We start from the raw sequence: 25,628 nt of genomic DNA on the forward strand, positions 1-25,628 counted from the left end.
TCGTCGACTGAATTCACGCACAAAAACAGGGAGAGTAAACTATTACGGGAAATATCAAATACATGGACATTTTAGATATGAAGGTCCGGGTGCCTCCAGCGGTCGTGTGATGTTGATGATTGAAGAGCATTCTGGGTTTCGACCGCAACGGTTTGACACGAACATCGGAAAACTATTACTCTTCCTTGTCCTTTTACCTCTTAAGAAACAATGATTATGCTAATTAGTAAAAATAGGCCTGTGGGCCTACCGCATAATTGTTTCCTTCTTCTGTTGGAAGATGCTAATCTTCCGGGGACTTGTCATAAAAGTACCAATCCCGACATATGGCAGGTCAAGGCTTGCGAATTGTATGGCGACGGGTACCCAAACCGTATTTTGTCCCGCGACGCCAACTCACAGGCCGGGCTCCTTTTTAAACCCCTCGAATTCGAAGGGTTTAAAATACTGACTATATACTGTTTTCTACTGGAAGAAAATCCTTGCCGCAGGGGATGTAAATTTCCTAATGTGAAAATGAGCAACCGGTGCTTAGAGAATTATTTTTTCACGGCAGGGAATTGGGGAGAGATCTCCGCAGGTTGGCGAAAGTGTCAGGCCCTTCCCCTACTCCCAAAGTAATGTAGGATTTCATAATCAGTTGGCGGGAAAATGTGAAGATGGAAAACTGCAAAAGTGGAGCGTCCACCATGCGGCATATCTTATATGCTCACCTTATGCGATGGAACACCTCACCCCGATGCGGTCGGAACGCCCCGGCAGGCGAAAAGTGCGTGGGCCCGTCAAAGTCACCCGGGAAGGGGTTGTGGGAGCGGTTTTTGGCGGGTATTCCGGCTGATGGACAGGAATAACTTAGTTTTTAGAACCGAACATATTAAAATCGGGACTTCCCAATTGTCAGTTAAATGACTGCCTGAATTCTGAAGGCGAAAGTTTTGTCTTTGCCTTAAACAGTTTACTGAACGACTGCGAATATTCAAAACCCAATTCATAAGCAATCTCACTAATGGTCATGTTGGTAGTGGTAAGTAGTTGTTTCGCTTTCTCGATTAGTTTATCCTGGATGTGCTGTTGTGTACTTTGACCTGTCAGATTTCTAAGCATATCACTCAGATAATTGGCAGACATATTTAATTGGCTGGAAAAGTACTGAACCGATGGCACTCCTTTTAAAGAAAGGTTGTCACCTTCAAAATAATCATTGACCAGTTTTTCAAACTTGATCAGCAATTCATTGTTTACTGCTTTTCTTGTAATAAACTGTCGGTTGTAAAAACGACTACAGTAATTCAACAGCAATTCTATTTGTGAGATAAGTATGTCCTGACTGTAAATGTCTATCGTTGAACTGTATTCTTTTCGTATTGTATCCATTACCTCCTCAATAGTCGTTGCTTCTTTGTCAGAGAGATGAAGCGCTTCATTGGCCATATAGGAAAAAAAGCCAAACTTAGTAATCTTCGCAGCTAATGGTGAAGTTCTTATAAAATCCGGATGTATCAGCATCGTCCAGCCCTGTAGGTTCACATCTTCCGCCAACTCAGAAACAATTACCTGGTTAGGCCCATGAAAAACCATTGCTCCTTCCTGAAAATCATAGTAATGCTGGCCATATTTCATGGTACCTGTATAATTAATTTTCCGGCTTATGGTAAAAAAATCGTAGGTTTTATTTTTGAGTTTTTCATCAGCATAATTCTGAATATCTTCATGGTTAATCAGCCCGATTAAAGGATGCTGAGGCTTGCCAACGCCTAACAACCGGTAATATTCGGATATTGATTTTATTTTATATGGTTTATCAATTTTCATATTGCTTAATGTAGGTAACCAAAACGTGGCTTTGGGTAGGTAAGTTACTTTAAATTTGTCGATAATGATACTTCCTTAAAGGCCTCGAATTCCTCTAAATCATTTTCCCGCTTATTCATGATCATTTGAAAACTGTCGGGTCCCAGAATTAAATGAACCGGAGGGTTCTCCATGTTTGCCAGATTTACTAATTCTCCAACCAATTTTTCCGGATCACCTGGTTGTCTCCCTGCTCTTTCAGCATAACTTTTATAAGTATTTCCACTTTCATATTCAGGAATCGGATTTTTTGCATAATTCAAAGAACCCTCGTCTAAAAAGTTCGTTCTGAAAGAACCTGTCAATACGACTGTAGGCTTGACATTAAGATGCTTTGCTTCCAAAGCCAATGCCTCTGTGAGCCCTACCATTGCAAATTTAGATGCAACATAACTCCCGATATTGGGTCCGGCAATATATCCCGCGGCAGAAGCTATATTTATAATACGACCGGAACGCTGTTTCCTGAATTGTGCCATCGATGCTCTTATTACGTTTACTGTTCCAAACAAGTTCACATCCAATGCTTTTCTAAACTCTTCATCTGTCAATTCTTCCAAACTGCCGATATATGAGAAACCAGCATTGTTAACGATAACATCTAATCCACCAAAATATTTAACTGTGCGATCAATTGCATGCTTCGTTTCGTCACTATTCGTAATATCTAATTTCAAGGGAAGAAAATGATCGCTTTCTATACCGACGTTTGACCTTAAGGAAGGTAAGTTTCTTGATGTTGCCGCAACCTTATAGCCCTTTTGTAATAATAATTTTGTTAGTAATAATCCCATTCCTTTTGAAGCTCCGGTGACAAACCATACTCTTTGATTATTCATATCAATTAATTCATTTTTTGTGTGAAATTTATGATTGTGGCAACAATGACTGGAGAGCGGATTATTTCGTATAAACAATCCGCTCTTTACATTATCAGTATTTTTTGAAAAATTCGTCCACTTTGTCCATCGCAGGATCAAGGTACTTGTCAACATCATACAAATCCATGTGTGATGCTCCTTCAATTACCATCCATTCCTTTTCACCTGCGGCCATGTCATACACCTCTTTGTCCATGTCGCGCGTAAACGCTTCACTGCCCGCAATAACCAGAAACGGTGTAGTAAAGAACTTTGCCTGATTCATGAATACTCTTGACGGGTCCACAGGCAAACCTACGGTCGGATAATCAGTCGAATAGTTAGGGCATTTGTCTTGTCCTGCCCTAAGGAAATAATACTCATATCCGTCTTTCATTGCTTTTGGTGCATTTTCAGGCGGAGGTAAAGGCATTCCGCCAAAAATAGGCGCGGTTTCATATTCACCGGTTTCGTAATATTTCTGTTTTGCTTCGGCTGCTGTTTGAAGCATTTTATCAAGTACTTCTTTCGGGTAAGCGCCAAACAAACTGGCTGCTGCATCAAAATTACCTACAAGTGTGGCCACTGCTTTTATGCGGGCATCACCAATGGCCACATTGCAGATGTAAGGCGCGCCGGCACAGGCTCCCAGACCATAAAACCGGTCTCTGTCAACAAATTTTAAAGTTCGCAGAAAGCTTATCGCATCAGTGGTGTTTGGAACCATGTTGTGAATTGATTCGTAGTTTCTGATTTCGCCCTCGCTATCACCAAAATTCCTGGGATCGAAAACAAAAAAGGCATAACCTTTTGCCGCGAGTTTATTGCCATAAGTTGCCCCGGTTTGCTCTTTTACCTGTGTGCCAACACGTGTGTATATAACGGTAGGATACTTTTGTTCGCTGTCAAATTCTTTTGGCAGATACAAATCCCCGGCCAGTTTATACCCCTGGCTCATAAAATAAACCCTGTTTCTTCCTTCCTTTAGCTGCTGATAATCCACAGCCAAAACTTCCTGATGATTGTTCATATTCATTGTTTTTAAATTATGAAACAAAGTTGGGGCATTTAAAAAGCATGGCTGTGTCACAATCTCATGGGATTGTGTTCAAATACAGGATTTATTCAAAATCTGTCATCTATTCCGAGAATAACAAATCGGGTGCTGTCGAAAGAATTAAAACATTTAGAAGAAAATGAACTGATTTCCCGAAAGGTTTATGACGACTATCCGGCAAGAATAGAATACACGCTTACGGATTACTGCCTTAGTGTTACCGAAGTATTGGAAGCAATGGAGAGCTGGGGAAAGCAGCACAGAGAGCTAATAAAGAAGAAATGAATTTCTGTAATTCCTCTCTTAATTAAATAACGGCTTTGTATTACGGATGAGAAACAGTTTTGCTTAGGATAGTTCTAATGCTATTGATGAGTTTGTTAATGTTACCAATGAATACAGATAAATCGGCCTAGAGATATATAGTTATTATTAAATGTCGACAGTTTTATTCTATAATTGTATGGCATTTTGTATGGTCTCTTTGCCCTGAGGGGCAACAAACTTTCCATTCACATAAATCTTATTAACGACTTTCATTACGATAAACTTTTAAATAAAACATTGATTGAATTGCCAGGTACAAATTTCGCCTGTTTCCGGATTTGTTTCTTCGCAGAAAAATGTGCCTGTCGGTCCAGTCATTGATAGTTTCTATTACAATATCCAATATCTTTGACCTAAGAAGTTTGGCATTTTCGCTTTCAGTCAATTGCATTCCAAGGTTTAAGAATGCTCTAAAATTAAAAAGTCCTAATTGAGTTGTTTTGCTCGGGACATTTATGACATGATCAAATTGTAACTTTAATTCTTTTAGCTGTTTACCCTTACTTAAAATATATCCATTGTGCTTTAATTCCTGGTCAAAATTTTCAAGATATCTTTTAACAGTTCTTTCATCAACTCCATAAAATTCAGCAACCATTTGGATAGTAAATCTATATTCACCTTCAAATAGCATTCCTGGAATACCGATATATTCCTGAATTTTTCCAAGTGCAAATCTGTTATTCAGGATATTCTGTCTATCAATAGTTGAATTTGTTAAATTTTTCATTTCTCACCTTTTTTCAAAGATCCACATTCTATATAATGTTGCTTTCACAACGAGTTGTAACGCAGCTGTAAATGCAATGCACATATTTTTTATAGATCGTTATGGAAAGGTGTTCTTTCTACTGTCGTTAAGTTCGACTAAATTAACAAAATATTCCAACGAATGTACCCGGCGTACGGAGGCGCTCTATGTGTTTTTCCGGGAGGCTTTTTTACAAATCAGATTCGTCATATCTGTCTCCACGGATGGTTGGCAATGAAATCACGATAAATTCTGATTCCCGAAAAGCTTTATAAACTGAAAAAGCCATACCTAAAATCTGGTATGGCTTTTTTAATCAAATTCAACGAAAAACTAAAAATAGTTTTTTCGCAAGTCCTCCAACAGACCTGGATGGCCAGGTTCCCATCCCAATTGTTCGCGTGTTTCATCTATCTTTACGGCACTTTCAAAAGAGATAAAATAACTCATCCAACTGTAGTATTCTTTTGCTTCTTCGGGTGAAATCGATTTTACCGGAAGGTCAAGTTTTTCGCCAGTCAGTTGCGCCAGTTCGCGCATCGTGATTCCTGCATCGCCGGCTGCGTTGTAACGGGCGCCGACTGCCGACTGTTCGAGTGCCAGACGAAATAACCGGGCGGCATCCAACCGATGTACAGCCGACCAACGATTACTTCCGTCTCCCACATAAGCTGCAAATCCTTTCTGTTTAGCCGTTTCAACGATGATTAATCCAAAGCCTGCCCGAAATCCCCTGTCATAAGTGCCGTGTACACTCGGAGCCAACCGCACAATTGATGCATGAACGCCGGCTTCGGCCAGCGACATCATCGCACTTTCGGAGAAACGGGGCGACTCTTTCGGCGCAACTGAATCTTCAGTAATCCACCCGTCAATTAGTGGTAAGCCTAACGTTCCGCCAGTTATAACAATCGGTTTATCCGTTCCTTTAAGGGCGTTTCCCATTGCTTCGATGGCCGCCTTGTCAGCTGCAGCCGATTTATCAAATTGGGTAAAATCATGACTAAAAGCAGTGTGTATCACTCCGTCGCTTTGCGTTGCTCCCTCTTTTAAAATATCCAGATCTTCCAACGCCCCCCTCAAAACGGTGGCACCTGCCTCCTCTACCATCCGGGCCGATTCTGCCGAACGGGCCAGTCCCAAAACTTCGTGGCCTGCGTCCAGCAATTCTTTCACAACGGCTGAACCAATAAATCCGGATGCCCCGGTTACAAATACTTTCATACTTTTGTTTTTTAGTTAATGAAATCTACAGACAAATTTCCCTTTTTACCGGTCCTCGGAGCAAGGTCATATGACGCAATTTTGCTCCCATCGGATTAAAATTTATATTTCACCTTCATTTCTGCGTTTATGTTTGAACTGTTTGAGCAATACATTAAGAAAACCATCCCGGAATTGACGGAAGACGAAATACGGCTAATGGAAAGCCGATGTTCCGTTCGGAAGCTCCGCAGAAAAGAGTTCCTGTTGCGCGAAGGCGAAATATGTAATGAAAAAGCATTCGTGACGAAAGGGCTGTTCCGTACATTTAGTGTAGGAGAAAACGGGGCCGAACATATCCTGCGTTTTATCGATGCCGGCAACTGGCTCATCGACCCGGAAAGCTACTTCAAAGAACAACCGGCAAAATACAACATTGATGCAATTGAACCCACCCAGGTAGTATTGTTTCACCGCGCGGATTTTCATTATCTGAACGAACAAATTCCCCACCTGGGCAAGTATAATCAGGACCTCTTTAAGGAGAGTGTTCTGACACTGCAAGACCAATTGCACATGACTATTAGCGGAACATCCGAGGAGAAATACCTGCACTTCATCGAAACCCATCCCGACATTTACCAACGGATTCCCCTACACATGGTCGCTTCTTATCTTGGACTTTCGAGAGAAACACTTACCAGGATAAGGCAGGGAATGGCCGGCAAATAAGATATGAAAGCCTGGCCATTGAGAAAATAAATGATTTTTTCACCAATGAGGCAATCAACTATTCAAGGTAACTGCCTGGTAAAACTTATTGTTTCCATTTGGATGACGCTTCATCTGTTATTGTTTGTACTCTCACAATCTCCAGCGACAGCATAAAAGCAAACTTGCTCCCTATTAACATGTTTCCCGCCATTATACTTTTATTCATTAAAAACCCCCATAATTTGGGTTTATTCTTTATCAAAACATTATTCGAATAGATAACGACAACGGAATAAAACAGCAAGCTTGTATTTCTGATTTTTATTAGTCCGTGATGTCTTTTTGAAGCACTCGTCACTAAGCTGCAGGGATTTTAACTTTAAAAATATTTAGATTTAGGTATTCAGCATCCCAATATTTGCATCAAAATAAGAAACTCTAATAAAATAGTTCCCTGCTCTTCCGACCTATGCAGAGACAAGTCAAAGTGCTCCTGCTACCCGCGTCATGGTTTTGTTTTTTCCGGCCCGCTTTCCAAAATCCCCGCACAAAACCATTCCCGCTTTCTCCTGCCCTGTGAAATATGCAACTGATTTCACGGGGTCTGCCCTGTCAATCCCGAGACTTCGGGAACAGGATCACACACTTATCGTCTTATGGTGATTTAGGGAGATTGATTGGAAAGAGATACCAGGGATTTTTTTTACCGTAGGGAATTGCTGAGTTCAGAAAGCATGTTCCGGAGAAATACAGAACCTTAATATGTTTCAGGCAAAATCACAAATGGAAACACTGAAATTTAAAAGTTTTTGTTAAATTAGCATCCACTGACAGACAGACACTTGAGACAAATCACCCTATATAACATGACGGAGGCCCCCAATTGCCTGCGGAAAATTTTGAGAGATGGAATTACAGGCTATTCAAAGTAAAATATACGAAATACGCGGCCAACAGGTCATGTTGGATAGAGGTCTCGCTGAAATGTATGGCGTAGAAACACGTGTACTAAATCAGGCCGTTAAGCGCAATATCGAAAGGTTTCCTGAAGATTTTATGTTTCAATTAACGGATGAAGAATTTATGAATTGGAAATCACAAATTGTGATAACCAATTCTGTTAATATGGGGTTAAGACGTAAACCTTACGCTTTTACAGAATTAGGAGTAGCCATGTTAAGTAGTGTACTCAACTCAAAAATGGCAATTCAGATAAATATGGGCATAATGCGCGCCTTTGTTTCTGTCCGACAATATATACTCCAGGCTTCTCCTTCATCCCTTTCCCATGAATTGGCAGAATTTAAGGAACGTATAAAGGCCCTGGAAGAGATCAGTGAAGAAAATGAAGAGAAGTTCGATGACATCTATATTGCCTTAACCCAACTGGCCATGAAACAAAAACTTGCAGCTGGCCCCCGCAATCCCATAGGTTTCAAAAAACCAGGGAACGAATCTGATTCCTGAGTTCCACAAAAGATAAATACAAGTTCCCCTGAAGTGGGAAAAATCCTTGCGCGAGAGGATGAGGATTTCCTAACATGAAAATGAGCAACCGGTACTTGAAGATTGATTTTGCACCGTAGAGAATTTAGAATGATCGTGTAGGAGGCGAGCAAATATTTTGTTTCCTACAAGATGTAATCCTATTAATTACTGGCTTTCTTCGGCTAGATAATCTCCGTTCAGCTTTCTTAATAGTCCCTGGGCTCATTCTTTTTCTCAAGTAGCGAGATGATGGAGAAAATGATTGTTAATGTACACACCGCTACGATAAGATAATCAAAGCTTCCCCACTCATTGTAGTCTCTTTCCTGAAATCGCACAGCAATTAAAGCAGCCGAGCCCAACATAAGCAGATAAGACTGACCTGCCGGTAACTTCTTTTTACTCATCTCAGCGTTCTCTTTTAAATGCTTGCCAACGATCGTGTATATAACATTTATAAAGCATTATATTCAGAGTCCGTTGTCCATTTTTCACTAAAGGATTAGTATTTTACTTCATCATTTTATCAGTCCCAGCAAGTTAGCAAAAAAATTTGTTAGGAAAGTACGATGAGCGAGAAGCTGATGCAGGCGGATACCCGGTACTTTTGGAACAAGCCCAAAAGTACCGGGCACTACAGGAGGTAAACCATTCGTCCTTTCCGCTAAAGGTAGTCTCCCCTTAAGACATTGTTTAATGTTAAATTACCAGGGAATTTCGCCTGTTTCCGGATTTGTTTCTTCGCAGAAAAATTTGCCTGTCGGTCCGTCCTGGTCAATCACAGCAAATTTTACAATTCGCTTTGCTGCATCTTCAACAGTGCCAATTCCCCGATTGTTATTAAAATCGGTTTTGGTAAATCCCGGGCTTACCGCATTTACTTTAAAGTTGGTGTCACGCAACTCATAAGCAAGATTGATGGTATACATATTCAGAGCTGCTTTTGAAGAAAGATATACGGCGCCCTTAAACGTGTAATATTTGTAGTTGGGGTCGGTATGTAAGGTAAGAGAACCTTGACTTGAACTCACATTTACGATACGTGGTTCATGCGAATTTTGCAATAAATCCATAAAAGCCTGTGTAACTCTAACAACACCATAAACATTAACTTCGTATGCAGCTTTAAATTGGTCGATGCTTGCTTTGAGCGCTGTTTGTGGCATGCCTCCGCTAATTCCTGCATTGTTGATTAAAACATCCAATATCTCGCTTTTTTTGCCGACTTCTAACCGTGCATTCTTTACTGAATCTTCGTCGGTCACGTCTATTGGAATAACTTCTGCATTCGTTAATCCTTCAGATTTTAGTCGTTCCAGGGCCTTCTGTCCGTTTTCAAAACTTCGGCTTCCCAGGTAAACGTAATATCCTTTTTGTAATAGCTGTCTGGCCGTTTCAAAGCCTATGCCTTTATTCGCTCCTGTTATGAATGCTTTCTTCATTTCATTTTGTTTTAAAATTCGATACCGCAAAGTTGCCACAGCTCATCATGAAAGCATTTACCATTTGGTAAAAAGCGATGTTAGTGGATATTCTTTCTTATTCTACTCAATGACTGTTGTGTAATTCCCAGGTAGGAAGCAATGTATGAAAGCGGGACACGATTGGTCAGCGTGGGAAATTTCTCTAAAAATGTCAGGTAACGTGTTGTGGCATCTTGGGCAACTAAGGAACTTCTTCGATCCAATTTCTCCGTTAACCCTTTTTGACGTATCTTATTCACAATCTCATCCCAACCGACTATTGTATTGGAAAGTTCGTTCCAATCGGGTTGAGAAAATATTATGAGTTTACAATCTGTAATGGCTTGAATGTATTCCGTCATAGGTTCGCCCTTGTACGGGTTGGCAAACAGGTGATTTTCGTCGATAAAATACTTGGTGATTTCATCGCCTTTATTGTTGTAATAACAAATACGCACAATACCTTCCCGAATGTAGACAACCTCGTTAAACATCTTTCCTGCTTCTACCAAATATTCATTTTTGGGAAGTTCCTTTTCCGTTGCTTTTCTTGAAATCAGTTCGATCTGCTGTTTGTTCAAGGTACCAAACTGCAATATATAGTCTATCAATTCTTTCATTGATACAAAGTTAGCAAGCATTATTTGTAAAGATTTACCATTTGGTAAAAAGTCGGGCTATTCAGTCTTTTAATATGGCCTGTAACGCAGTTGGAACTGTCATGGTTAAATTTTTCTATGTTCTGGTAGAAAGGTGTTACATATGGTTTTACATGTACTTTTGCCCGCGCCACGGTTTTGCTCTTTCCTGCCCAAATCCCCGACACCTCACACAAAACCGTTCTTTAAAGAACAAAATCAGAACAGTTTTTACAAAGGTGCTGTCCACTCGTCTACTCTTTTCAATTTAGAACTTGTTAGTGCCTGCTCTTCACTTTTAAAATTTTATTATTTAAGGTCGATGTGAAAAGCTTTTGCCATAACTATCTGGTTGAAATACTCTGTGTATTCCATTACTTTTCCATTTTCGAGTTTGAAAGTTCCCAGGTAATCGTTTTCATATTTACCTCCAGCTTTAATTTCAATCACGCCTTTAAATTGTACAAAAAAGAAATTCGGGTCTTCCGTAGCAAAAATTTGCCTGGGAAACTGCATTTGTCCAAAGTTGGCAACAAGTCCGCTATATTGTTTATAGATAGCATCTATGCCATCAAAACTTTTGGAGAATCCCTCAGGTGAATAGGGATTAATTTGTCTTCCATTTTCAGCAAATACATCCCTGAGCATTTCAAATTGTTGTGTTTCGAGTGCTACAAAGAAATTGTCAACCACTTTTCTGTTTTGTTCTATCAATTCTAATTTCATTTTTGTTTCCATTTTTGATTTATTGTTTATTGAATTGTCATTTGATCAACTCGTTGTCAAAGTATTAACGCTGCTACTCAGTTTTTACTTGCTCTGATAATTGTCAAAGGTGGAAAGGTGTCAAAAACATAGAGACCTTCTTTTTGAACGTGCATACCGAGACTCCGAAACTTTCTCGTGTATTCCCTGGTGTGTATAAAATCTGAAATGATCACTGTTCCTTTTGGCTTGATAATCCTGTAAATTTCAGCACAGGTTGCCTTCCTGTCCCTGGATTTCTTAACGTTATGCAAACACAAGTTTGAAACAATTACGTCAAAATAGTCATTCGGAAAATCAGTTTTGAGAATATCCATCTTTAGGATTTCAACTTTTTTATCCACCCTTTCAAGTTGCGCATTGGCTTTTGTCCGTTCAATGGAATTTTTGGTCAGATCCTTTGTATCAAATATATCGATACCGATTGATTTGCCCGATGTCAGTTTTTTGGCCGCACCGATCATCAATAATCCCCGGCCAGTGCCAACGTCCAATACCTTTTCGTTTCCGTTCCATTTTATCTTGTTCAGGATACGGTCCCGATGCTTGAACTTCCCAAATTTTGAGTACAAAACCATTAATATCCCTGTCAGGACTAATGAAATTCCCCACCAGATAAATCCGGGCGTAAAGATTTTAATTCCATTAATGTCGATAGCCGGGAATAAAATGGATATAAGTATTATTAAAACACCAATAATAATAAGTCTCGCAATCACTTTAGGGGCATCTATTCCATAATTAATTTTACTCATTTACGTCCTGTTTTCAAGCCTCTTACTAATTTGTGTTAATATGGCTTAGTAAATTAATAGTTACTCCATTGGGGTCTTTTACAAAGAATCGCCTCACTCCCCAACTTTCGTTCGTAATCGGATATACAATTTCTACTTTTTGTTTTCTGGCTTTTTCATACCACACGTCAATATCTGAAACTTCAATTGACAGAAATATTGCCTCGTTATTTAAAGCCTTGTTCTCATCATTTCGGAAAATGGAAATTTGGGCAGTCGCATTTTCTTTGGATACAAATGTTAAAATCCACCCCATATCCATCGCCAATTTCATCTCTAAGAACCCGCTATAGAATTCCTTACTTCTTTCTATGTCGTTTGAATAAATATTAGGAACAATTCTTCGCATATGGTCGTTTTTTTAATTGTATTAATTCCATTTTTAGTGTCTGCCAGCGATCTTTCATGCTGCTTCTAAACGGCTTTTACATTTATTACCAGTATCACTAAATTCCCAAAAAGAATGACGAAACACTTTTTGCAACTTCTTTGGGCTTCTTCTCGGGGCCAAAATGGTCAAGTTTAGGAAATAATTCCATCTTTGCTGAGGGCACGACTGTAGCTAAATGAGAAACAGAACGCCCGGCACCAGTTGCATTGCCATCTTTGCCCGAAATAAGTAATACGTCTGCTCCAATTTCCTGGTAATTCTCATAAGTATTATCTAATCGGGCGGCTTCTCCATGCTCAAGAATAGTACCTGCTAGAAGATGATATTTTTGTTGTCGTTCCGCTTTTTTTATGGCAATTGGCAGGATTATCTTAAGAAGCCACCTTGGTGCTTTGCCTGTTGTTTCGGGGTTTATCCCCTGTGCAAACGAAATAAATGCATCCAGGTATTTTTGCTGAGATAATTGGGTTTCGCATTCTGAAGCCCAATTCATATCTACCGATTGGTCGATTGACACACCAGGCTCATAAACAGCCACTTTTTGTATGTATTTGTTATTTCTGGCAGCTTCCAGCGCAATAAATCCGCCAAAGCTGTGACCAAAAATATATTTAGCCTGAGTTTGCTCCCGTAAAGCCTCGATATCTTCACATTCTTTGATAATACTGTAATCTTCTCCCCTGGGGCCACTTTCGGCCCGGCCCCGTCTGTCGATAGTATGTACCGTAAAATGATGAGATAACTCGTAAGCAAACTTATCAAAGTCTTTAGCAAGAGCCAACGCGCCTGGAATAACAATAACCGCAGGACCTGTGCCTATTGTTCGGTAACTAATAATGGTATTATCTTTCGAGTGCAGCGTTTCTTCTTTTGAATTTGGAATACTTATCATTGGGAACCCTTCTGTTAGTCTGTAATCCACTATTTACTATATAACCTGCAGGAATATATTATACGTCAACTGTATTGTAAACATAAATTTGAACATCATCACCACTGGGCGCTAAAACCTTTCTGTCAGCTGCACACCTTTGTCCAACCTCTGAGCTAAAAGCTTTTTTCATTGCTTCCATTGAGTCGAAATACAAGTTGGCAATTCGATAGGACGAATGTCCTGTAGTTGAGAAAATCGCTCCATCATTTATTTCATATTTTATGAGACCAGGCAATTGTTTTGCCAATGGAATATGCACATCAAAATAATGGCGTTCAAAAGATTCAATGTTCTTTGGTGTTTTGTAAATCACTGTCATTTTTGCCATCATTGTATCATTTTTGGTAATCGTCGTTATTTTTTGTTCCGGTCAACTGGGTAATCTTTTTTGCGATCGTTTTTCGGTCGGAAGTTGATTTTGCCAATTTGAGAGCGGTTTGATAATGTTCTAATGCTTTTGAATGGTCAATATCCGTATAGAGATTGCCCAATAAAGAATGGTACAAATGATTTTCCGTAAGTTTTATCTTTTCAGCCTCTATTATGGCTTCTTCTTTTCCATTGGCTTTGGCAAGCGCAAAAGTACGGTTCAAGGCCGCAATGGGCGAATATTCAATTAAAAGCAATTTGTTGTAAAGCTGTAAAATATTTTCCCACTTTTCCAGTGTGTCCTCTTTGTGGGTATGCCAAAAAGCAATGGCAGCCTCTAACTGGTATTTCGATAATCGATTGCCTTTTAATGCTTCATTCAAATAATATTTGCCCTTTTCAATCAATGCTTCATCCCAAAGCGAAGTGTCCTGGTCTTCATATAAAACAGATTCACCGTTCTTATTTGTTCTTGCCTCCAATCTCGATGCCTGGAAGCACATTAGGGAAAACAGTGCATTTACCGGTGGGGTATTTGAAATGTCATTTTCCAAAAGCATCTTATTCAGTTGCATCGCTTCGGCACAAAATTCCGCCCGAATCGAGGTGTCTTGCGATGCCGAATAATACCCTTCATTAAAAAGCAGGTACAGCGTGGTTAAAACCGTATCCAATCGCTCATCAATTTCTGTCAACGCCGGTTCCTCAATTTTTACATTCTCACTTTTGAGCTTTTCCTTTGCCCTTTGAAGTCGCTTATAGATTACTTCTTTATTGGTAAGGAATGCGTTGGCTATTTCTTTCACGCCAAACCCACAAAGAAGGTTTAATGCCAGACCGATTTGTGCTTCCGTTGAAATTATTGGATTACAGACGGAAAAAATCATGGCCAATTGGCTATCACTTATGTTTTTGTGGGATAAATCAACATTGGTTCCTTGCTGGGATTTTGTGTTTCCTATTTCGGGAATAATTTTAGTCGTAAAAACTGCCATATGTTTAAAATGATCCCTGGTTTTATTTTTGGCGACCATGTACAACCAGGCAGTTGGATTTTCGGGCAAGCCTTTCAAACTCCATATTTCGGATGCCGTTAAAAATGTATCGCTTGCAATATCTTCGGCCATCCCGATATGATCCATACCAAAATGTTTGCAGAGTACTGCAATGATTTTTTTGTATTCTGTCCGAAACAGATGTGGTATTAATTCTTGCTGTTCCATAATTGAATAAAGCCTAAGTAGAAATACAAAGGCTTTGGGTTTGCTACGACTTTATAAATACTATAATTCGTTGATCGGCCTTATTTCTACGCTGCCACCAATCGTTAAAATCGGGCATCCCGATGCTAGTTTTGTGGCTTCATTAAGCGAATCTGATTTGATAATGGTGTAACCACCAATCAGTTCCTTGACCTCGGTATATGGACCATCGGTAACTACGTTGTTAGGCTTTAATACCTTGCCCTCAAACGTCAGCCGGTTGCCTCTGTCGACCAGTTTGTTTTGGGCCGCAATTCCGCCAATCCAATCCATCCATTTTTTTGTCATGGCTTGCATTTCTTCCGGTGAGCCTTTGGGCAATGCCTTAGTATCGTACCTGAACACTAATAAGAAATTTTTCATCTTTTTTGAATTTTAAAGTTGAACAACTTGTTTAACCTTGTAACGACTCACTTTTCCGGATTGGACATTTTGAATGATTATTTTTCACTTTTTTTCAGTCCAGATATATGCTCTCCTGGTTGCCCATTCTGTTCCTTCGTAGGGATGGCGTTCCAAAGCGTCAATAATGTTGAATCCGGTTTGATGGAGTAATTCGATGATCTGTTCGATCGGAAAGAGGAACAGATCAACATCCACCTCCACATCTCCTGCCTTATCAAAATGTACCGTCTCGTTTCCCACATGAAAAGAGAATAAAAATTGTCCTCTCTCTTTCAGCACCCGGTTAACTTCACTGAACGCAATCCGGACCTGGTCATAGGCGAAATGTACAATCGAATAGAATGCGAGAGCACTTCCAAAATAGTTTGAAGGGTAAGAAATGTTCAAAAGATCTCCAATTTCGAATTTGATTTCCGGAAAAAGTTCCCGGGCAACGTTATTCATTCCGGAGGAAATGTCGATGCCAATGATATCTTTTAGGCCATAATCATACAGAAATTTTGTTGTTTGTCCTGGTCCGCAGCCAAAGTCGGCACATGGCCCCTTATCTTTGTTTTTCGACGCAAACTCACGCAACAACAAACGATCGAGATGTTTTTTTGATAGCTCGTCAATGCGTTCAGCTGCATAGTTATCCGCCGTACCATTATAGCACTTTATTATCTTCTCCCTTGATTGCATCTTCATTTCCAATTTTCCAGTACTAATCTCATCGAAACGTTACCCTTCTTAATCATTTCTATGGCTTCATTCATTCTTGAGAACGGCATAACATCGACTACGCTTTCGATATTGTTATTTTCTGAAAAGGCTAACATATCCATCGTTTCTTTGCGACTGCCGATATAACTTCCGTAAACAGTGCGTTGGGCGTAATCGTATAATAAACCCGCATTAATTGAAAGTCTATTTGGAGGTTGGGAAACCAGACACATTTTTCCTGTTGGTTTGAGCATCCTCAAATAGGTATCCGGATTAAAATCAACGTTTAATGTTGAGAGGATGAAGTCAAAACTTTTATCATAATCTGATAAACTTCCTTTGTTCGAACTATCGATATATTCCGCTCCGAGCCGGTTTATCATCTCTTTTTTTCCGGGAGAGTGGGAAAATGCTGAAACGGTATGTCCCATTTTATAAAGAAACTGAATTGCCAGATGACCGAGTCCGCCAACTCCCAGAACAGCAACTTTTGATTTGTCTGATAATTTAGCTTTGGCAATTCCCGAGTAGACTGTCAGCCCTGAAGACATCAAGGGGACGGATTTTGCCGAAACAAGTTTTGACGGAAGTTTAAACGCAAACCGGCTGTCAACAATAATATGCTCAGCTAAGCCACCGTAGCAATCCACTGCTATTACTTTCTGCTTCGAACAAAATTGCTCGTTTCCTTGTCTACAGAATTCACATTCAAAGCAGGCCGCTTGCTGATAACCAATGCCAACCCGGTCGCCATTTTTTAAACCTGTTACTTCCTCACCGGTCTCTTCAATTGCACCAATAATTTCGTGCCCCGGAACCAAAGGAAATTTGGTATCACCCCAGTCATCGTTTATGGATTGAATATCACCTCTTGCCATACCGCAATACGTGATTCGAACCAGAACTTCATATTTACCAACTGTCTTTTCATAGTAAAAGGGTTCTGCCTTTCCGTTCTTCTTTCTTATAGCGTAAGCTTTAATTTTCATAGTAACTCAATATCCTTAGCTACGAGCAATATTGCTTTGTTTGTCTGATGACCTCCCTTATCGATTTTTCTCAGGTGGATTGTGGAAGGAGTCTTTTATGTAGGGTCGAATGACCGAAAGGCACTGTTTCATCATCACGGGTATGCAAAGAAAGATCCTAGCCTGCATTGGGAACCTTATGACGGTATCCTTTGGCAACATCAGGCTCTCATAACCTTCGACAGCCAATTCTCGCCGCCCTCAAACGGGCACTAAGTATGCAAATCCCGGTATAGTTGGGCAATGAATATGCAGCCCCGCCAGCACCAAATTAAATTCTAACTATCAACATTTACACACAACAAAAACACCTCATCCGCACCGTTTACGAACAATATACGTTTGTTCATATCGGAAGTTACATATCGTTTCATTATTGGGTCTTATTGATTCCTGTTAGTTCACAATAATGCCAACGTGGTTATAACCGTAGTGCTTTTATTTTTCTTTTGTCGTGATTGAATGATGTTCGCAGGGAGCTTCTGTTGGAAGAAAATATGTCTATCTCTTGCGGAAGGCATATTGCGTGATTCAATGCTATAGGGTCTTATTTTATAAATTCATTGATCGCTGTGAGCAGTTCATTGTATTTTTCTTCAATGACAAGATGTCCGCTATCAGGAATTGTTTTAAACATACTATGTTTGATTAGTCTATTAAGCTTTTGCACAGTCTGACACTTTTATATTATGGTGTCTGCAGGAGTGCGAAGTAATTTCCGATCTGGTTAGACCAATTTTTTATAGAGCACTAATCGCTCGCTAACGCTAAAACCCGCATGCACTACACCATTGTTAGCGGTTTGTTGTATTCTATTTCAAGGATTTCTAATACTTCTATTCTCACCTTCATCGTCCAATTTGCATAAAATATCTGTTAATCTGTCAGGACGCTCCTTCATCACATTATGGCTACAATTAATTGTCTCGACATGCCAATCTGGAGAATCTTTCAGAGATTCGTACTGTTTTGTAAAAGGTGTACCTTCCCACCCACTGAGATAAATAAATGTACGATTAATAATTCGTTCGTAATTCCCATTCAAATGTAAACCCTGCATGAATGTTGCCAAGGGATGTGGTCTTCTTCGATTATCTACGCCCGGTCGATCTGCAACAGTGAAGCCATCATTGGCCGCTCCAGTTATAAAACTTTGTCGGTATACTTCACTCGTAAGACTCCAGCAAGAATCTCCATTTTTAGGGACATACGCGTCAATATAAACAAGCGCATATATCCTTTCAGGAATTCTATCTGCGACCCCGGTAATAACCATTCCTGCATAGCTATGCCCGCATAATATTACATTACTGATATTCTCTTTTAATAAAAAGTCGGCTACGAATTGAATATGTGTAGTTAGATTAATAATCCTATTTTGTTCAATCGGTTCCAATTCGAGTCCAGGTAACGTCAACGAATAGCATTTCTTTTTTAACTCTCTTAATCTTTCAGTAATTGGATCAAATGCCCATCCACCATGCCATCCGCCAGGAATAAATACATATGTTTTTTCATCATTTGTAGGCATAACGCTTAATTTTTTTAGTCATAATAATGAAATTCTTCATTTCGAAATAGTTTTCGGTATTGACTACAATCCAGGCTACAAGGAGTAGCGGTTTGCAGGAGTATTACTTTTCAATCTGAGATGATGCTTGAGCGGATTACCAAACTTAGCGTTGAGCATTCACCCGAAATCTCTTATAAACCAATGCCATGGAACATTAATCGATAAATTTTATAATTTCTGTGATCAAATCCTCATACTTTTCTTCAATGACAAGATGACCACTTTCAGCAATTGTCTTTAGCTGACTATTCGGTATTAATCGGCTCAATTCTATGCCCTTTTCCACAGGTATCCATGTATCATTTTCACCCCATAAGATCAGAGTCGGAATCTTTATGTTCTTGTACTTATTTTGTATTTCATCAGTATATTTTGAATCGGCCTGAGCAATTTGTCTGTAAAATGCAGCTTTTCCTTTTTCGCCATGCCAGGGCTCCACAATCCCTTTGATAGTCTCTTTATTCAAATCATTATATGCAGCGGTTTTGATGTAAGTCTCAACAATAACCTCGTGAATATAGTCAGGCATCCCGGCAAAAGCCTGCTCGTACTTATTTACATGCTTAAAAAAAGGAGAACCCCACGGAGAAATCGCGACAGGGTCTATAACTACTAGTTTTTCGTAGTGTTTGTTATTTATTAAATGAGCTCTCAATGCTGTAGTCCCTCCAAAATCATGTCCAATTACGATAGGGCTCTCGAGCTTCCAAAAATCAATTAATTTAGTCAAAACTTCGTTCTGTATACCTAAGGAAACATCACCATTTGACTTGTCTGACTGTCCATAACCCAACAAATCAAAATAATAAACTTGATATTTTTCTGCTAATCCTTTAATCAAATGTCTCAAATTGAAGGATGACCATGGGGTGCCATGAACAAAGATGATTGGATTCCCTTTTCCCTTTACTCCCCACCGGACTTCTCTTCCTTCAAAATCAAAACTGTTTTCTAAAATCCAATTCATCATGTCTCTCATAATTTTCTAATATATAACAGTTCTACTTTAATTACCCATTGCGCAGATGTAAATGTAATGCGCTTATTCCTTTTAAAGGACTGAAAAGAATTGCTTTTCAGTCTAATCCACTCACAAAACTATGATACGAGTGAAGAGACCTTACGCCCAGATTCCTTTGGGGTTCATACTCTTATTCTTTTCTTATTAAATCTCAATTATGTATGAGCTTATTGATTTTACTCTGACACCTTTCGCTCCGCTAAATTCATAAAAATCCGAAAAAGCATATGTTTTTCCGTTCTGCATCTTCATAACTCCACTAACAGCACCTTCTTTCCCGTGTGTCAGAATCCGATCGAGGATTAGTTCTGACACTTTCTCCGCCTTCATTTTCTCTAATTCCTTCTTAAAAGTTTCTTTTCCTTCAATTATTCTGTCGCCAATCATGTTCCAAACAATCGTGTCGGTTACACTATCTATTAGAAAATCTTCATTCCCTTTTGCAAAGGCGATATTTATCTCCTTAAGAAACTCTCGTTTCGGAGCATTTCCGCAATCAGCACCCACGGTAATTTTTGTCATCTTTCCAAATCTTTAATTCTTGTTTTGCTTTTCAACCCGCTTCAACAATTAGGGCCTTGCACCATTTCAACGGCATTCGTCTGCCTTATCGACTCCTTATTTTCCTCGAACTGATGATTTGATGATTCCTGACTCCACAGCTAAACATTAGCCTTTATCACTCACATCTTTGTTTCTTGTATGGTCTGAATGAGCTTTCATGATGCGCTTAATCCATTTTACATAGTAGGAAATGCGGGAATTTGAGAAGACCTGCCCCCCAAACACCGGCTACGAATGTGGAATGGCCCTTAGGCCAGTGTTTCCAGTCTGACAAGCCGGCCAATTTTCACTCTCCGTCTGCCTGAATAAGAACCGGACCACCGCTGTCACCATCGCCCAATACGCCCTCAAGCGGCAGAGCCTCGGGGTCGCAGTCGAATCGATAGTCCAAAAACTGGCCGTGTGCCTTCGTAATCCGATTGTAGGCCCGACGTAACTTCCCCCGATCTGGAGAGTGCGGATATTCACCCACGTTGCCGTTCCCCGTTGCACCCTTGCCAATAATCTCGACAATCTTACCCTCTTCATCCGGAGCCAGGTATAGTGCTACTGGCTCAACATCCTCAACAGGCTTCGACAGCTCGATGAGAGCAATGTTATGCATCGACTCCATTGCCGACCTGATGACCGGCCAATTCTCCAGGGTCGGATGCTCTGCTGCTTGATTAGCCTTGTGGTATTCTTCCTTAAAACCTGGATACAAAAAAACATGAGAGACCTCCCTCCATTTCCCATCTATCCTTACCATGCTCAGGGAATATCCCTGCGTAGCGTGTGCAGCAGTCACTACCCAGTGCGGTGCGATCAGCGTTCCCTGCCCCTCACCAAGCAAATCGGCCAGTGCCGGGAATACGCTTTCGGGAATGAGATACCTGGAGTCCGGAACATTCGGGCGAATGACAATAGCGGGGCCCATGGCTGGCACCATACAAAAAATGAATGTCGACAAGCGTATATATCTCAAAATAGCTTCCTTTCACTTAAATCCGTAAATAACGGCTAACATAAAAATGGTTGTACTAAAGGAACCAGCAAAGATTGCTTCCCATGGCGACCTTTCTATGTCGATGACTATTGGTCAATTGTTACTATTACTCAAGTTAAACGGCTTCTATCCCTATTTGTTTCACATCCACCGGTAGTCGATTTAGCCATCGAAGAATCATCGAGAAATTGGTAAGGCTGTAAAGGATGGAATGAATGTCATCCTGGATTTCGACCGCAACGGTATGATACAAACATCGGAAAATGAAATCGAGCTCTGACAATATTCGAAAGTCCAAATACGATATAATTTAAGGCCTTACGACCGTTAATCTGAATGCTCCTTTTTCATTTGCTGCGTGTTCAATCGCTTCATTAATATTGTCCAGATTAAATTCGGATATGGTAAACAGCCCCAGGGAGAGTAAACCCGATTTGACAATAGCAATTAATTGCTGCGGAGCTTCTCGCGGATACATCCATTGCCCTTTTATTGTGATTGAATTCCGCATTATCCACGGGTAGGACAAATTTAATCCGTCACCACCAAGCATACCCACTCCGCCCATCAGAGAAATCCGGCCATATTCCCTGACGGTCATTATTGCTGTCCGAACGGCTTTAGCATCAGCAAAAGGAGGCAGAATATCCAGCACACAATCAATTGGATTTGGTGAAGCCTTCTGAATATTTCCGATGTCCAAACTTTCCTCCCCGGTAAGGGTAACTGGTTTTACTCTTTTGCCAAAACGTGTAACCAATTCATCTAAAACAGCCTGATTTCGTCCGGGCGCTATCACGGCCCCCGCTCCCATGGCCAACGCCAATGTCACAGCAGCACTTCCAAAATAGCCTGTTGCCCCGCTAATCACAATGGTCTCTCCGGCCTTCAGCCCGATAGATAACAAGCCGCCAAATGGTACAAGGAACGTGTTGATCGCACACCATTCAGAAGCTTCGTCAGGCGCTATTTCCCCAATTTTAATGGCATTTTCGGTAGGAACCATCATTTCCTCGGCGAATGAACCATTACGATAGTATTGCTGTAACTTCAGGCCTCCTTCACCCCGCGCACTTAAGCCCTGCAATGTAATATCAGGAGAAATAGCATCGTCCCTGGAACGAACAGTGGGGTCGCATATAACCCAGTCTCCGGGTTTCAACCTGGTAGAGTCCGGCCCCACAGCCAGTACCTTTCCTACAGCTCCGGCTCCGGGAACCAGTGGCAGGCCTAATAAATACCTGCGTTCTCCGCTAAAAACTTCTTTTGCGTAATGCGGAACAGGAGCTGCTACGACCTTTACGATGACTTCGCCGGTTCCTGGTTTTGGTGTTTCGCTTTGTTCAACAGAGAGAGGTGTACCAAATGATTTCAAAATTGCTGCTTTCATAATTTCAATTGTTTTTATCGAAAGTAGAGAACAGCTGAACCTTCTTACTGAACAAATGTGAAGTAATCAAACGGACCGTCTGATTCGGCTTAAAGACTGGGGAACGATACCAAGGTAGGAAGCGATATACTGTAGCGGAACCCGGTTCACAATATCGCCGTCTTGCCGGATGAAACGTTCATATTTTTCCCGGGCATTATGATTTCGCAGGTAATATTGATCCTGAACCTTTTTATGAAGCTCTTTCTGAACGAGTTTGTTAAAAATTTCCGGCCATCTGGCGATTTTCAATGTATCGTTCTTTTTAATGATGAAAAGCCTGCATGGCGTGAGGGTTTGTATACAGAATTCTGAAGGCCTTCCGGTATGATAGCTATCCAGGTTGGTAACGAATTGGTTTTCTTTGAAGAAGAACTTCGTTACATCATTCCCCTTCTGATCAAATTCATGCATCCTCATGACGCCCTCTGCAACAAAGACAATAAAATCTGCAATTTGCCCTTTATCCAATAAAATGCTTCCCTCACTTACGCTCAAAGGGGTAAACAAGGATTGGATGGCATCTGTTTCATCCGCCGACAACTCAAAGCTCTCTTGTAAGTAATGAATTAAAATCTCTTGCATTGATTTAGTGTCCGATTTAGAGTTATTTCAAGATTACTACTTCGACTTAATCTTTTCTACCCATTCAACAATGTCCGGTTTTCTAATATAATCTTAATTACATTGTCCAGGCCATCTCTTATGAATTAATCCGATTCTTTTCGTTTTTCCAACAAAAAGAATTACCTCCGATGTACATCCCTTAGGTTTACGAAGCCGACTTGCCTCCTACCGTGGGCTTCAAAACAGGTATCGCTCTACAGGCCTTGGTAGTAAAATCCGCTTTCCTCGAAGTCTCGGGGCGTTGCCGCCATACACTTCGAGGCCAAAAATTATAAGCCGAAATGGTGATGTTTATTGTTTTTGTCTTTTCCGGCCCACTTCCAGGAATCCCCGCACAAAACCATTCCCGCGCACTCCTGCCCTGTGAAATATGTGATTGATTTCACAGGGGCTGCCCGGTCTATCCCGGTGTGCATCGGGAACGAGCCCACTCATTTTTCGTCTAACGGCGCTCTCGGGGGCTCAGTTATACCGGGAAGCTTTGTCGGAAGGAAAAACCCAACACAGTTTTCAATAAATGCGCGGGCCCTTCTCCTTCCCTGTTCAATCCGGTGCTTATCAGTTTCCGACTATTCCCCCCCTGTTATTTGCTATTTACGGATGTTAGCGGTCGGGGTTATATTGTTTTTAGCACTCCCGAATCTGCTCTTAGAGTTGCCCCGTTTGTAGCAATTGATAAAGGGCTCGATAAATAGGTGGCCAAATTTGCTATTTCAGTTGAGTCAATAAACCGTTGTAACAAAATGTGCGAATTTGATTGTTCTAAAATTACATTTTTCATTTGTTCAAGCTCAATATTCTGAGCTTCTGCTATCTGTTCAACGACTTCTGCTACCCCATCGGAATAAGTCGGTCCTCCCAAAATCGTATTAACTGTAATTTCTGTTCCTTTCGTCAGTTTTGAAAGTCCGTTGGCGATAGCTGCCATTGCAGATTTTGTCATTCCGTAATGAATCATATTTTCAGGTACATTCACACCCGATTCACTGCTGATGAAGATGATTCGCCCCCATTTTTTACTGAGCATCTGTGGTAGCAGATGTCTCGATAAACGCACACTGCTCATTACGTTTACTTCAAAAACGTTGTACCAGTCTTCATCCAATATATTTTCAAAATTTCTCACATCAAATATGCCCACGTTGTTTATTAAGATATCGACACCGGTCAGTTCCTGGAGTAATTTCTCAACTTCATTTTTCTTTGAAAAGTCTGCTGATAGCGCTGAAATACTTGCATTGGGATATTGCTTCTGTAGTTTTTCCCTTGCTTGTTCAGTTTTAGATTCTTGTCGTCCGTTAATTGTTACGGAAACACCTTCATTTAATAATTGTTGTGCTATCGCAAATCCAATGCCTTGTGTCGAGCCACTAATAAAAGCCCTTTTCCCTTCAAGTTGTAAATCCATCTCTTCTTTTGTAATGATTGTTAAAAAAATAAATAAAAAAATTTTATTCGATTAGTTGTAATTGCAATTCAATTTGTCGCCTTAGTATCTCCTGGTCCGGATAAATTCTTCTCAATGAATTAATTCCACACCAAAGCGTAATTAAAAATTTTCCCAAAGAATCTGCCGGTAATTTTGATTTGATATTTCCCTTCTTCTGTTCCGCACAAATAATAGCTGTATACAACTCCTCCGTTTCTCTCAAAATCCCAATTGCTTCATCTTCCAATTCATCGTCAACGAAAGTCATTTCAACAATTGTATTTGCCACGATACATCCTTTTAAATGGGACTTTTCGGAAGCCACTGCCACACTAAGAAAAAAGTCTTTGATTAGCTCAATCGGGGTGTCGCTGTTTTCAAGCTTGGTTTTGAAATCATTAAAATCTTCTCTCCGTTGTTGAAGTGATTTTTTAAAAAGCTCTTTTTTCCCTCCCTTGAACGTATTATATAAACTCCCTGCCCCAGCCCCCGTCGCTTTACTTAGGTCCGATAACGAAGTGGCGCAAAAACCTCGTTCCCAGAACACTTCCTGGGCCTTCAGAATTATATCTTTGTCTCGAAATATACTCGGTCTCCCTTTCATCTATTATTGTAATATTCGATACAAAAATAGTAAAAACTAATTAATATGCTCAGTTCGATACTTTTTTTTGATTTACTACCACCATTTTGCGGCATCAACGTCGAATGTGCCAAAACTACTACACTATCTAGACGCAAGGATTCCATACATAAACAACGAAACCCGAAAAATTTCAAAACCTCGTGAAGTCCTCGCCATGAAGCCGCAGAGATTTTAACTCTAAAAATATCGGGATTTAGGTACTCTGAATCCCGATATCTGCAAAAAAAACAGTAATAAATTCGTTTTCTGTCCTCCTGACAAACGGCAGGTCAAAGTGCCCCTTCCGTCCGCTTCACGGTTTTGTTCTTTCCAGCCCACTTCCCGGATTCCCGCACAAAAACAGAAAGATTGA

28 protein-coding genes are annotated in these 25,628 nt (G+C 40.4%); 3 read left to right on the top strand and 25 right to left on the bottom strand.

The genetic code is table 11. The features are described from left to right. Nucleotides 1-897: 897 nt before the first annotated feature. The 3 genes from GJU87_RS09500 to GJU87_RS09510 all read right to left on the bottom strand — a co-directional run bounded on the left by GJU87_RS09500 (nucleotide 898) and on the right by GJU87_RS09510 (nucleotide 3,741). Nucleotides 898-1,812 carry an AraC family transcriptional regulator gene (locus GJU87_RS09500; RefSeq protein ID WP_153639302.1) on the bottom strand — a complete coding sequence of 305 codons (915 nt, stop codon included), beginning with the start codon at nucleotides 1,810-1,812 and terminating at the stop codon, nucleotides 898-900. A 44-nt stretch (nucleotides 1,813-1,856) separates the two neighbouring features. Further along, the gene (locus GJU87_RS09505) at nucleotides 1,857-2,690 is read right to left on the bottom strand and encodes an SDR family NAD(P)-dependent oxidoreductase (protein WP_153639303.1); all 834 of its coding nucleotides are present in this window, start codon (nucleotides 2,688-2,690) and stop codon (nucleotides 1,857-1,859) included. Nucleotides 2,691-2,784: 94 nt separating this feature from the next. Then, nucleotides 2,785-3,741: an alpha/beta hydrolase gene (locus GJU87_RS09510; RefSeq protein WP_153639304.1), complete on the bottom strand. Its 957-nt coding sequence runs from the start codon at nucleotides 3,739-3,741 to the stop codon at nucleotides 2,785-2,787. A gap of 66 nt (nucleotides 3,742-3,807) precedes the next feature. Here GJU87_RS09510 and GJU87_RS21815 point away from each other — a divergent pair, with 66 nt between their 5' ends. After that, the gene (locus tag GJU87_RS21815; protein WP_153639305.1) at nucleotides 3,808-4,053 is read left to right on the top strand and encodes a helix-turn-helix domain-containing protein; all 246 of its coding nucleotides are present in this window, start codon (nucleotides 3,808-3,810) and stop codon (nucleotides 4,051-4,053) included. 241 nt (nucleotides 4,054-4,294) lie between these two features. On the opposite strand, the gene GJU87_RS09520 is transcribed toward GJU87_RS21815, so the two are convergent. Both GJU87_RS09520 and GJU87_RS09525 read right to left on the bottom strand, forming a co-directional pair. Then, entirely contained in the window at nucleotides 4,295-4,825 is a 531-nt protein-coding gene (locus tag GJU87_RS09520; protein ID WP_194831491.1) for a hypothetical protein, read from the bottom strand. A gap of 354 nt (nucleotides 4,826-5,179) precedes the next feature. Next, a complete protein-coding gene (locus GJU87_RS09525) occupies nucleotides 5,180-6,070 on the bottom strand; it encodes an SDR family oxidoreductase (RefSeq protein ID WP_153639306.1) in 891 nt (296 codons plus the stop codon). A 129-nt stretch (nucleotides 6,071-6,199) separates the two neighbouring features. Here GJU87_RS09525 and GJU87_RS09530 point away from each other — a divergent pair, with 129 nt between their 5' ends. Both GJU87_RS09530 and GJU87_RS09535 read left to right on the top strand, forming a co-directional pair. Next, the gene (locus tag GJU87_RS09530) at nucleotides 6,200-6,781 is read left to right on the top strand and encodes a Crp/Fnr family transcriptional regulator (protein WP_153639307.1); all 582 of its coding nucleotides are present in this window, start codon (nucleotides 6,200-6,202) and stop codon (nucleotides 6,779-6,781) included. Between the two features lie 888 nt (nucleotides 6,782-7,669). Further along, nucleotides 7,670-8,230: an ORF6N domain-containing protein gene (locus tag GJU87_RS09535; RefSeq protein WP_153639308.1), complete on the top strand. Its 561-nt coding sequence runs from the start codon at nucleotides 7,670-7,672 to the stop codon at nucleotides 8,228-8,230. Nucleotides 8,231-8,457: 227 nt separating this feature from the next. On the opposite strand, the gene GJU87_RS09540 is transcribed toward GJU87_RS09535, so the two are convergent. From GJU87_RS09540 to GJU87_RS09635, 20 genes are all read right to left on the bottom strand, one after another. Beyond that, nucleotides 8,458-8,658, bottom strand: a complete 201-nt coding sequence (locus GJU87_RS09540) for a hypothetical protein (protein WP_153639309.1) — start codon at nucleotides 8,656-8,658, stop codon at nucleotides 8,458-8,460. A 297-nt stretch (nucleotides 8,659-8,955) separates the two neighbouring features. Further along, entirely contained in the window at nucleotides 8,956-9,693 is a 738-nt protein-coding gene (locus GJU87_RS09545; protein ID WP_153639310.1) for an SDR family oxidoreductase, read from the bottom strand. An 80-nt stretch (nucleotides 9,694-9,773) separates the two neighbouring features. Further along, nucleotides 9,774-10,334 carry a Crp/Fnr family transcriptional regulator gene (locus tag GJU87_RS09550; protein ID WP_153639311.1) on the bottom strand — a complete coding sequence of 187 codons (561 nt, stop codon included), beginning with the start codon at nucleotides 10,332-10,334 and terminating at the stop codon, nucleotides 9,774-9,776. Nucleotides 10,335-10,661: 327 nt separating this feature from the next. Further along, nucleotides 10,662-11,090, bottom strand: a complete 429-nt coding sequence (locus tag GJU87_RS09555) for a nuclear transport factor 2 family protein (RefSeq protein WP_153639312.1) — start codon at nucleotides 11,088-11,090, stop codon at nucleotides 10,662-10,664. A 65-nt stretch (nucleotides 11,091-11,155) separates the two neighbouring features. Next, nucleotides 11,156-11,872, bottom strand: coding sequence for a class I SAM-dependent methyltransferase (locus GJU87_RS09560; RefSeq protein ID WP_153639313.1), 717 nt, complete (start codon nucleotides 11,870-11,872; stop codon nucleotides 11,156-11,158). Nucleotides 11,873-11,897: 25 nt separating this feature from the next. Continuing rightward, nucleotides 11,898-12,260 (bottom strand): VOC family protein, encoded by a 363-nt coding sequence (locus GJU87_RS09565; RefSeq protein ID WP_153639314.1) that lies wholly within the window; start codon nucleotides 12,258-12,260, stop codon nucleotides 11,898-11,900. A 97-nt stretch (nucleotides 12,261-12,357) separates the two neighbouring features. After that, nucleotides 12,358-13,194, bottom strand: coding sequence for an alpha/beta fold hydrolase (locus GJU87_RS09570; protein WP_153639315.1), 837 nt, complete (start codon nucleotides 13,192-13,194; stop codon nucleotides 12,358-12,360). Between the two features lie 58 nt (nucleotides 13,195-13,252). Beyond that, nucleotides 13,253-13,567: an EthD family reductase gene (locus GJU87_RS09575; RefSeq protein ID WP_228491936.1), complete on the bottom strand. Its 315-nt coding sequence runs from the start codon at nucleotides 13,565-13,567 to the stop codon at nucleotides 13,253-13,255. A 4-nt stretch (nucleotides 13,568-13,571) separates the two neighbouring features. Beyond that, entirely contained in the window at nucleotides 13,572-14,828 is a 1,257-nt protein-coding gene (locus GJU87_RS09580; protein WP_153639316.1) for an RNA polymerase sigma factor, read from the bottom strand. A 60-nt stretch (nucleotides 14,829-14,888) separates the two neighbouring features. Continuing rightward, nucleotides 14,889-15,230, bottom strand: coding sequence for a YciI family protein (locus GJU87_RS09585; protein ID WP_153639317.1), 342 nt, complete (start codon nucleotides 15,228-15,230; stop codon nucleotides 14,889-14,891). 84 nt (nucleotides 15,231-15,314) lie between these two features. Next, entirely contained in the window at nucleotides 15,315-15,953 is a 639-nt protein-coding gene (locus GJU87_RS09590) for a class I SAM-dependent methyltransferase (RefSeq protein WP_194831492.1), read from the bottom strand. 2 nt (nucleotides 15,954-15,955) lie between these two features. Then, complete coding sequence (locus GJU87_RS09595; RefSeq protein ID WP_153639319.1) at nucleotides 15,956-16,963, bottom strand: NAD(P)-dependent alcohol dehydrogenase; 1,008 nt, start codon at nucleotides 16,961-16,963, stop codon at nucleotides 15,956-15,958. 856 nt (nucleotides 16,964-17,819) lie between these two features. Next, complete coding sequence (locus tag GJU87_RS09600; RefSeq protein WP_153639320.1) at nucleotides 17,820-18,533, bottom strand: alpha/beta fold hydrolase; 714 nt, start codon at nucleotides 18,531-18,533, stop codon at nucleotides 17,820-17,822. A gap of 196 nt (nucleotides 18,534-18,729) precedes the next feature. Beyond that, nucleotides 18,730-19,545 (bottom strand): alpha/beta fold hydrolase, encoded by an 816-nt coding sequence (locus tag GJU87_RS09605; protein WP_153639321.1) that lies wholly within the window; start codon nucleotides 19,543-19,545, stop codon nucleotides 18,730-18,732. A gap of 195 nt (nucleotides 19,546-19,740) precedes the next feature. Continuing rightward, nucleotides 19,741-20,118, bottom strand: coding sequence for a nuclear transport factor 2 family protein (locus tag GJU87_RS09610; RefSeq protein WP_153639322.1), 378 nt, complete (start codon nucleotides 20,116-20,118; stop codon nucleotides 19,741-19,743). 328 nt (nucleotides 20,119-20,446) lie between these two features. Further along, nucleotides 20,447-21,124 carry a trypsin-like serine protease gene (locus tag GJU87_RS09615; RefSeq protein ID WP_228491937.1) on the bottom strand — a complete coding sequence of 226 codons (678 nt, stop codon included), beginning with the start codon at nucleotides 21,122-21,124 and terminating at the stop codon, nucleotides 20,447-20,449. A gap of 331 nt (nucleotides 21,125-21,455) precedes the next feature. Next, nucleotides 21,456-22,535, bottom strand: coding sequence for an alcohol dehydrogenase catalytic domain-containing protein (locus GJU87_RS09620; RefSeq protein WP_153639323.1), 1,080 nt, complete (start codon nucleotides 22,533-22,535; stop codon nucleotides 21,456-21,458). A gap of 66 nt (nucleotides 22,536-22,601) precedes the next feature. Then, nucleotides 22,602-23,159, bottom strand: a complete 558-nt coding sequence (locus GJU87_RS09625) for a Crp/Fnr family transcriptional regulator (RefSeq protein WP_153639324.1) — start codon at nucleotides 23,157-23,159, stop codon at nucleotides 22,602-22,604. A 658-nt stretch (nucleotides 23,160-23,817) separates the two neighbouring features. After that, nucleotides 23,818-24,609, bottom strand: a complete 792-nt coding sequence (locus tag GJU87_RS09630) for an SDR family NAD(P)-dependent oxidoreductase (RefSeq protein ID WP_153639325.1) — start codon at nucleotides 24,607-24,609, stop codon at nucleotides 23,818-23,820. 43 nt (nucleotides 24,610-24,652) lie between these two features. Beyond that, nucleotides 24,653-25,234 carry a TetR/AcrR family transcriptional regulator gene (locus GJU87_RS09635; RefSeq protein WP_153639326.1) on the bottom strand — a complete coding sequence of 194 codons (582 nt, stop codon included), beginning with the start codon at nucleotides 25,232-25,234 and terminating at the stop codon, nucleotides 24,653-24,655. Between the last annotated feature and the right edge of the window lie 394 nt (nucleotides 25,235-25,628).

Origin of the sequence: Prolixibacter sp. NT017 (assembly GCF_009617875.1) — a bacterium.
In the GTDB taxonomy this organism is placed as follows: domain Bacteria; phylum Bacteroidota; class Bacteroidia; order Bacteroidales; family Prolixibacteraceae; genus Prolixibacter.

Excerpts from the sequence above, each read along its gene's own strand:
- GJU87_RS09500 (WP_153639302.1), bottom strand. The coding sequence starts at position 1,812 with ATGAAAATTGATAAACCATATAAAATAAAATCAATATCCGAATATTAC.
- GJU87_RS09505 (WP_153639303.1), bottom strand. The coding sequence starts at position 2,690 with ATGAATAATCAAAGAGTATGGTTTGTCACCGGAGCTTCAAAAGGAATG.
- GJU87_RS09510 (WP_153639304.1), bottom strand. The coding sequence starts at position 3,741 with ATGAACAATCATCAGGAAGTTTTGGCTGTGGATTATCAGCAGCTAAAG.
- GJU87_RS21815 (WP_153639305.1), top strand. The coding sequence starts at position 3,808 with ATGGGATTGTGTTCAAATACAGGATTTATTCAAAATCTGTCATCTATT.
- GJU87_RS09520 (WP_194831491.1), bottom strand. The coding sequence starts at position 4,825 with ATGAAAAATTTAACAAATTCAACTATTGATAGACAGAATATCCTGAAT.
- GJU87_RS09525 (WP_153639306.1), bottom strand. The coding sequence starts at position 6,070 with ATGAAAGTATTTGTAACCGGGGCATCCGGATTTATTGGTTCAGCCGTT.
- GJU87_RS09530 (WP_153639307.1), top strand. The coding sequence starts at position 6,200 with ATGTTTGAACTGTTTGAGCAATACATTAAGAAAACCATCCCGGAATTG.
- GJU87_RS09535 (WP_153639308.1), top strand. The coding sequence starts at position 7,670 with ATGGAATTACAGGCTATTCAAAGTAAAATATACGAAATACGCGGCCAA.
- GJU87_RS09540 (WP_153639309.1), bottom strand. The coding sequence starts at position 8,658 with ATGAGTAAAAAGAAGTTACCGGCAGGTCAGTCTTATCTGCTTATGTTG.
- GJU87_RS09545 (WP_153639310.1), bottom strand. The coding sequence starts at position 9,693 with ATGAAGAAAGCATTCATAACAGGAGCGAATAAAGGCATAGGCTTTGAA.
- GJU87_RS09550 (WP_153639311.1), bottom strand. The coding sequence starts at position 10,334 with ATGAAAGAATTGATAGACTATATATTGCAGTTTGGTACCTTGAACAAA.
- GJU87_RS09555 (WP_153639312.1), bottom strand. The coding sequence starts at position 11,090 with ATGGAAACAAAAATGAAATTAGAATTGATAGAACAAAACAGAAAAGTG.
- GJU87_RS09560 (WP_153639313.1), bottom strand. The coding sequence starts at position 11,872 with ATGAGTAAAATTAATTATGGAATAGATGCCCCTAAAGTGATTGCGAGA.
- GJU87_RS09565 (WP_153639314.1), bottom strand. The coding sequence starts at position 12,260 with ATGCGAAGAATTGTTCCTAATATTTATTCAAACGACATAGAAAGAAGT.
- GJU87_RS09570 (WP_153639315.1), bottom strand. The coding sequence starts at position 13,194 with ATGATAAGTATTCCAAATTCAAAAGAAGAAACGCTGCACTCGAAAGAT.
- GJU87_RS09575 (WP_228491936.1), bottom strand. The coding sequence starts at position 13,567 with ATGATGGCAAAAATGACAGTGATTTACAAAACACCAAAGAACATTGAA.
- GJU87_RS09580 (WP_153639316.1), bottom strand. The coding sequence starts at position 14,828 with ATGGAACAGCAAGAATTAATACCACATCTGTTTCGGACAGAATACAAA.
- GJU87_RS09585 (WP_153639317.1), bottom strand. The coding sequence starts at position 15,230 with ATGAAAAATTTCTTATTAGTGTTCAGGTACGATACTAAGGCATTGCCC.
- GJU87_RS09590 (WP_194831492.1), bottom strand. The coding sequence starts at position 15,953 with ATGCAATCAAGGGAGAAGATAATAAAGTGCTATAATGGTACGGCGGAT.
- GJU87_RS09595 (WP_153639319.1), bottom strand. The coding sequence starts at position 16,963 with ATGAAAATTAAAGCTTACGCTATAAGAAAGAAGAACGGAAAGGCAGAA.
- GJU87_RS09600 (WP_153639320.1), bottom strand. The coding sequence starts at position 18,533 with ATGCCTACAAATGATGAAAAAACATATGTATTTATTCCTGGCGGATGG.
- GJU87_RS09605 (WP_153639321.1), bottom strand. The coding sequence starts at position 19,545 with ATGATGAATTGGATTTTAGAAAACAGTTTTGATTTTGAAGGAAGAGAA.
- GJU87_RS09610 (WP_153639322.1), bottom strand. The coding sequence starts at position 20,118 with ATGACAAAAATTACCGTGGGTGCTGATTGCGGAAATGCTCCGAAACGA.
- GJU87_RS09620 (WP_153639323.1), bottom strand. The coding sequence starts at position 22,535 with ATGAAAGCAGCAATTTTGAAATCATTTGGTACACCTCTCTCTGTTGAA.
- GJU87_RS09625 (WP_153639324.1), bottom strand. The coding sequence starts at position 23,159 with ATGCAAGAGATTTTAATTCATTACTTACAAGAGAGCTTTGAGTTGTCG.
- GJU87_RS09630 (WP_153639325.1), bottom strand. The coding sequence starts at position 24,609 with ATGGATTTACAACTTGAAGGGAAAAGGGCTTTTATTAGTGGCTCGACA.
- GJU87_RS09635 (WP_153639326.1), bottom strand. The coding sequence starts at position 25,234 with ATGAAAGGGAGACCGAGTATATTTCGAGACAAAGATATAATTCTGAAG.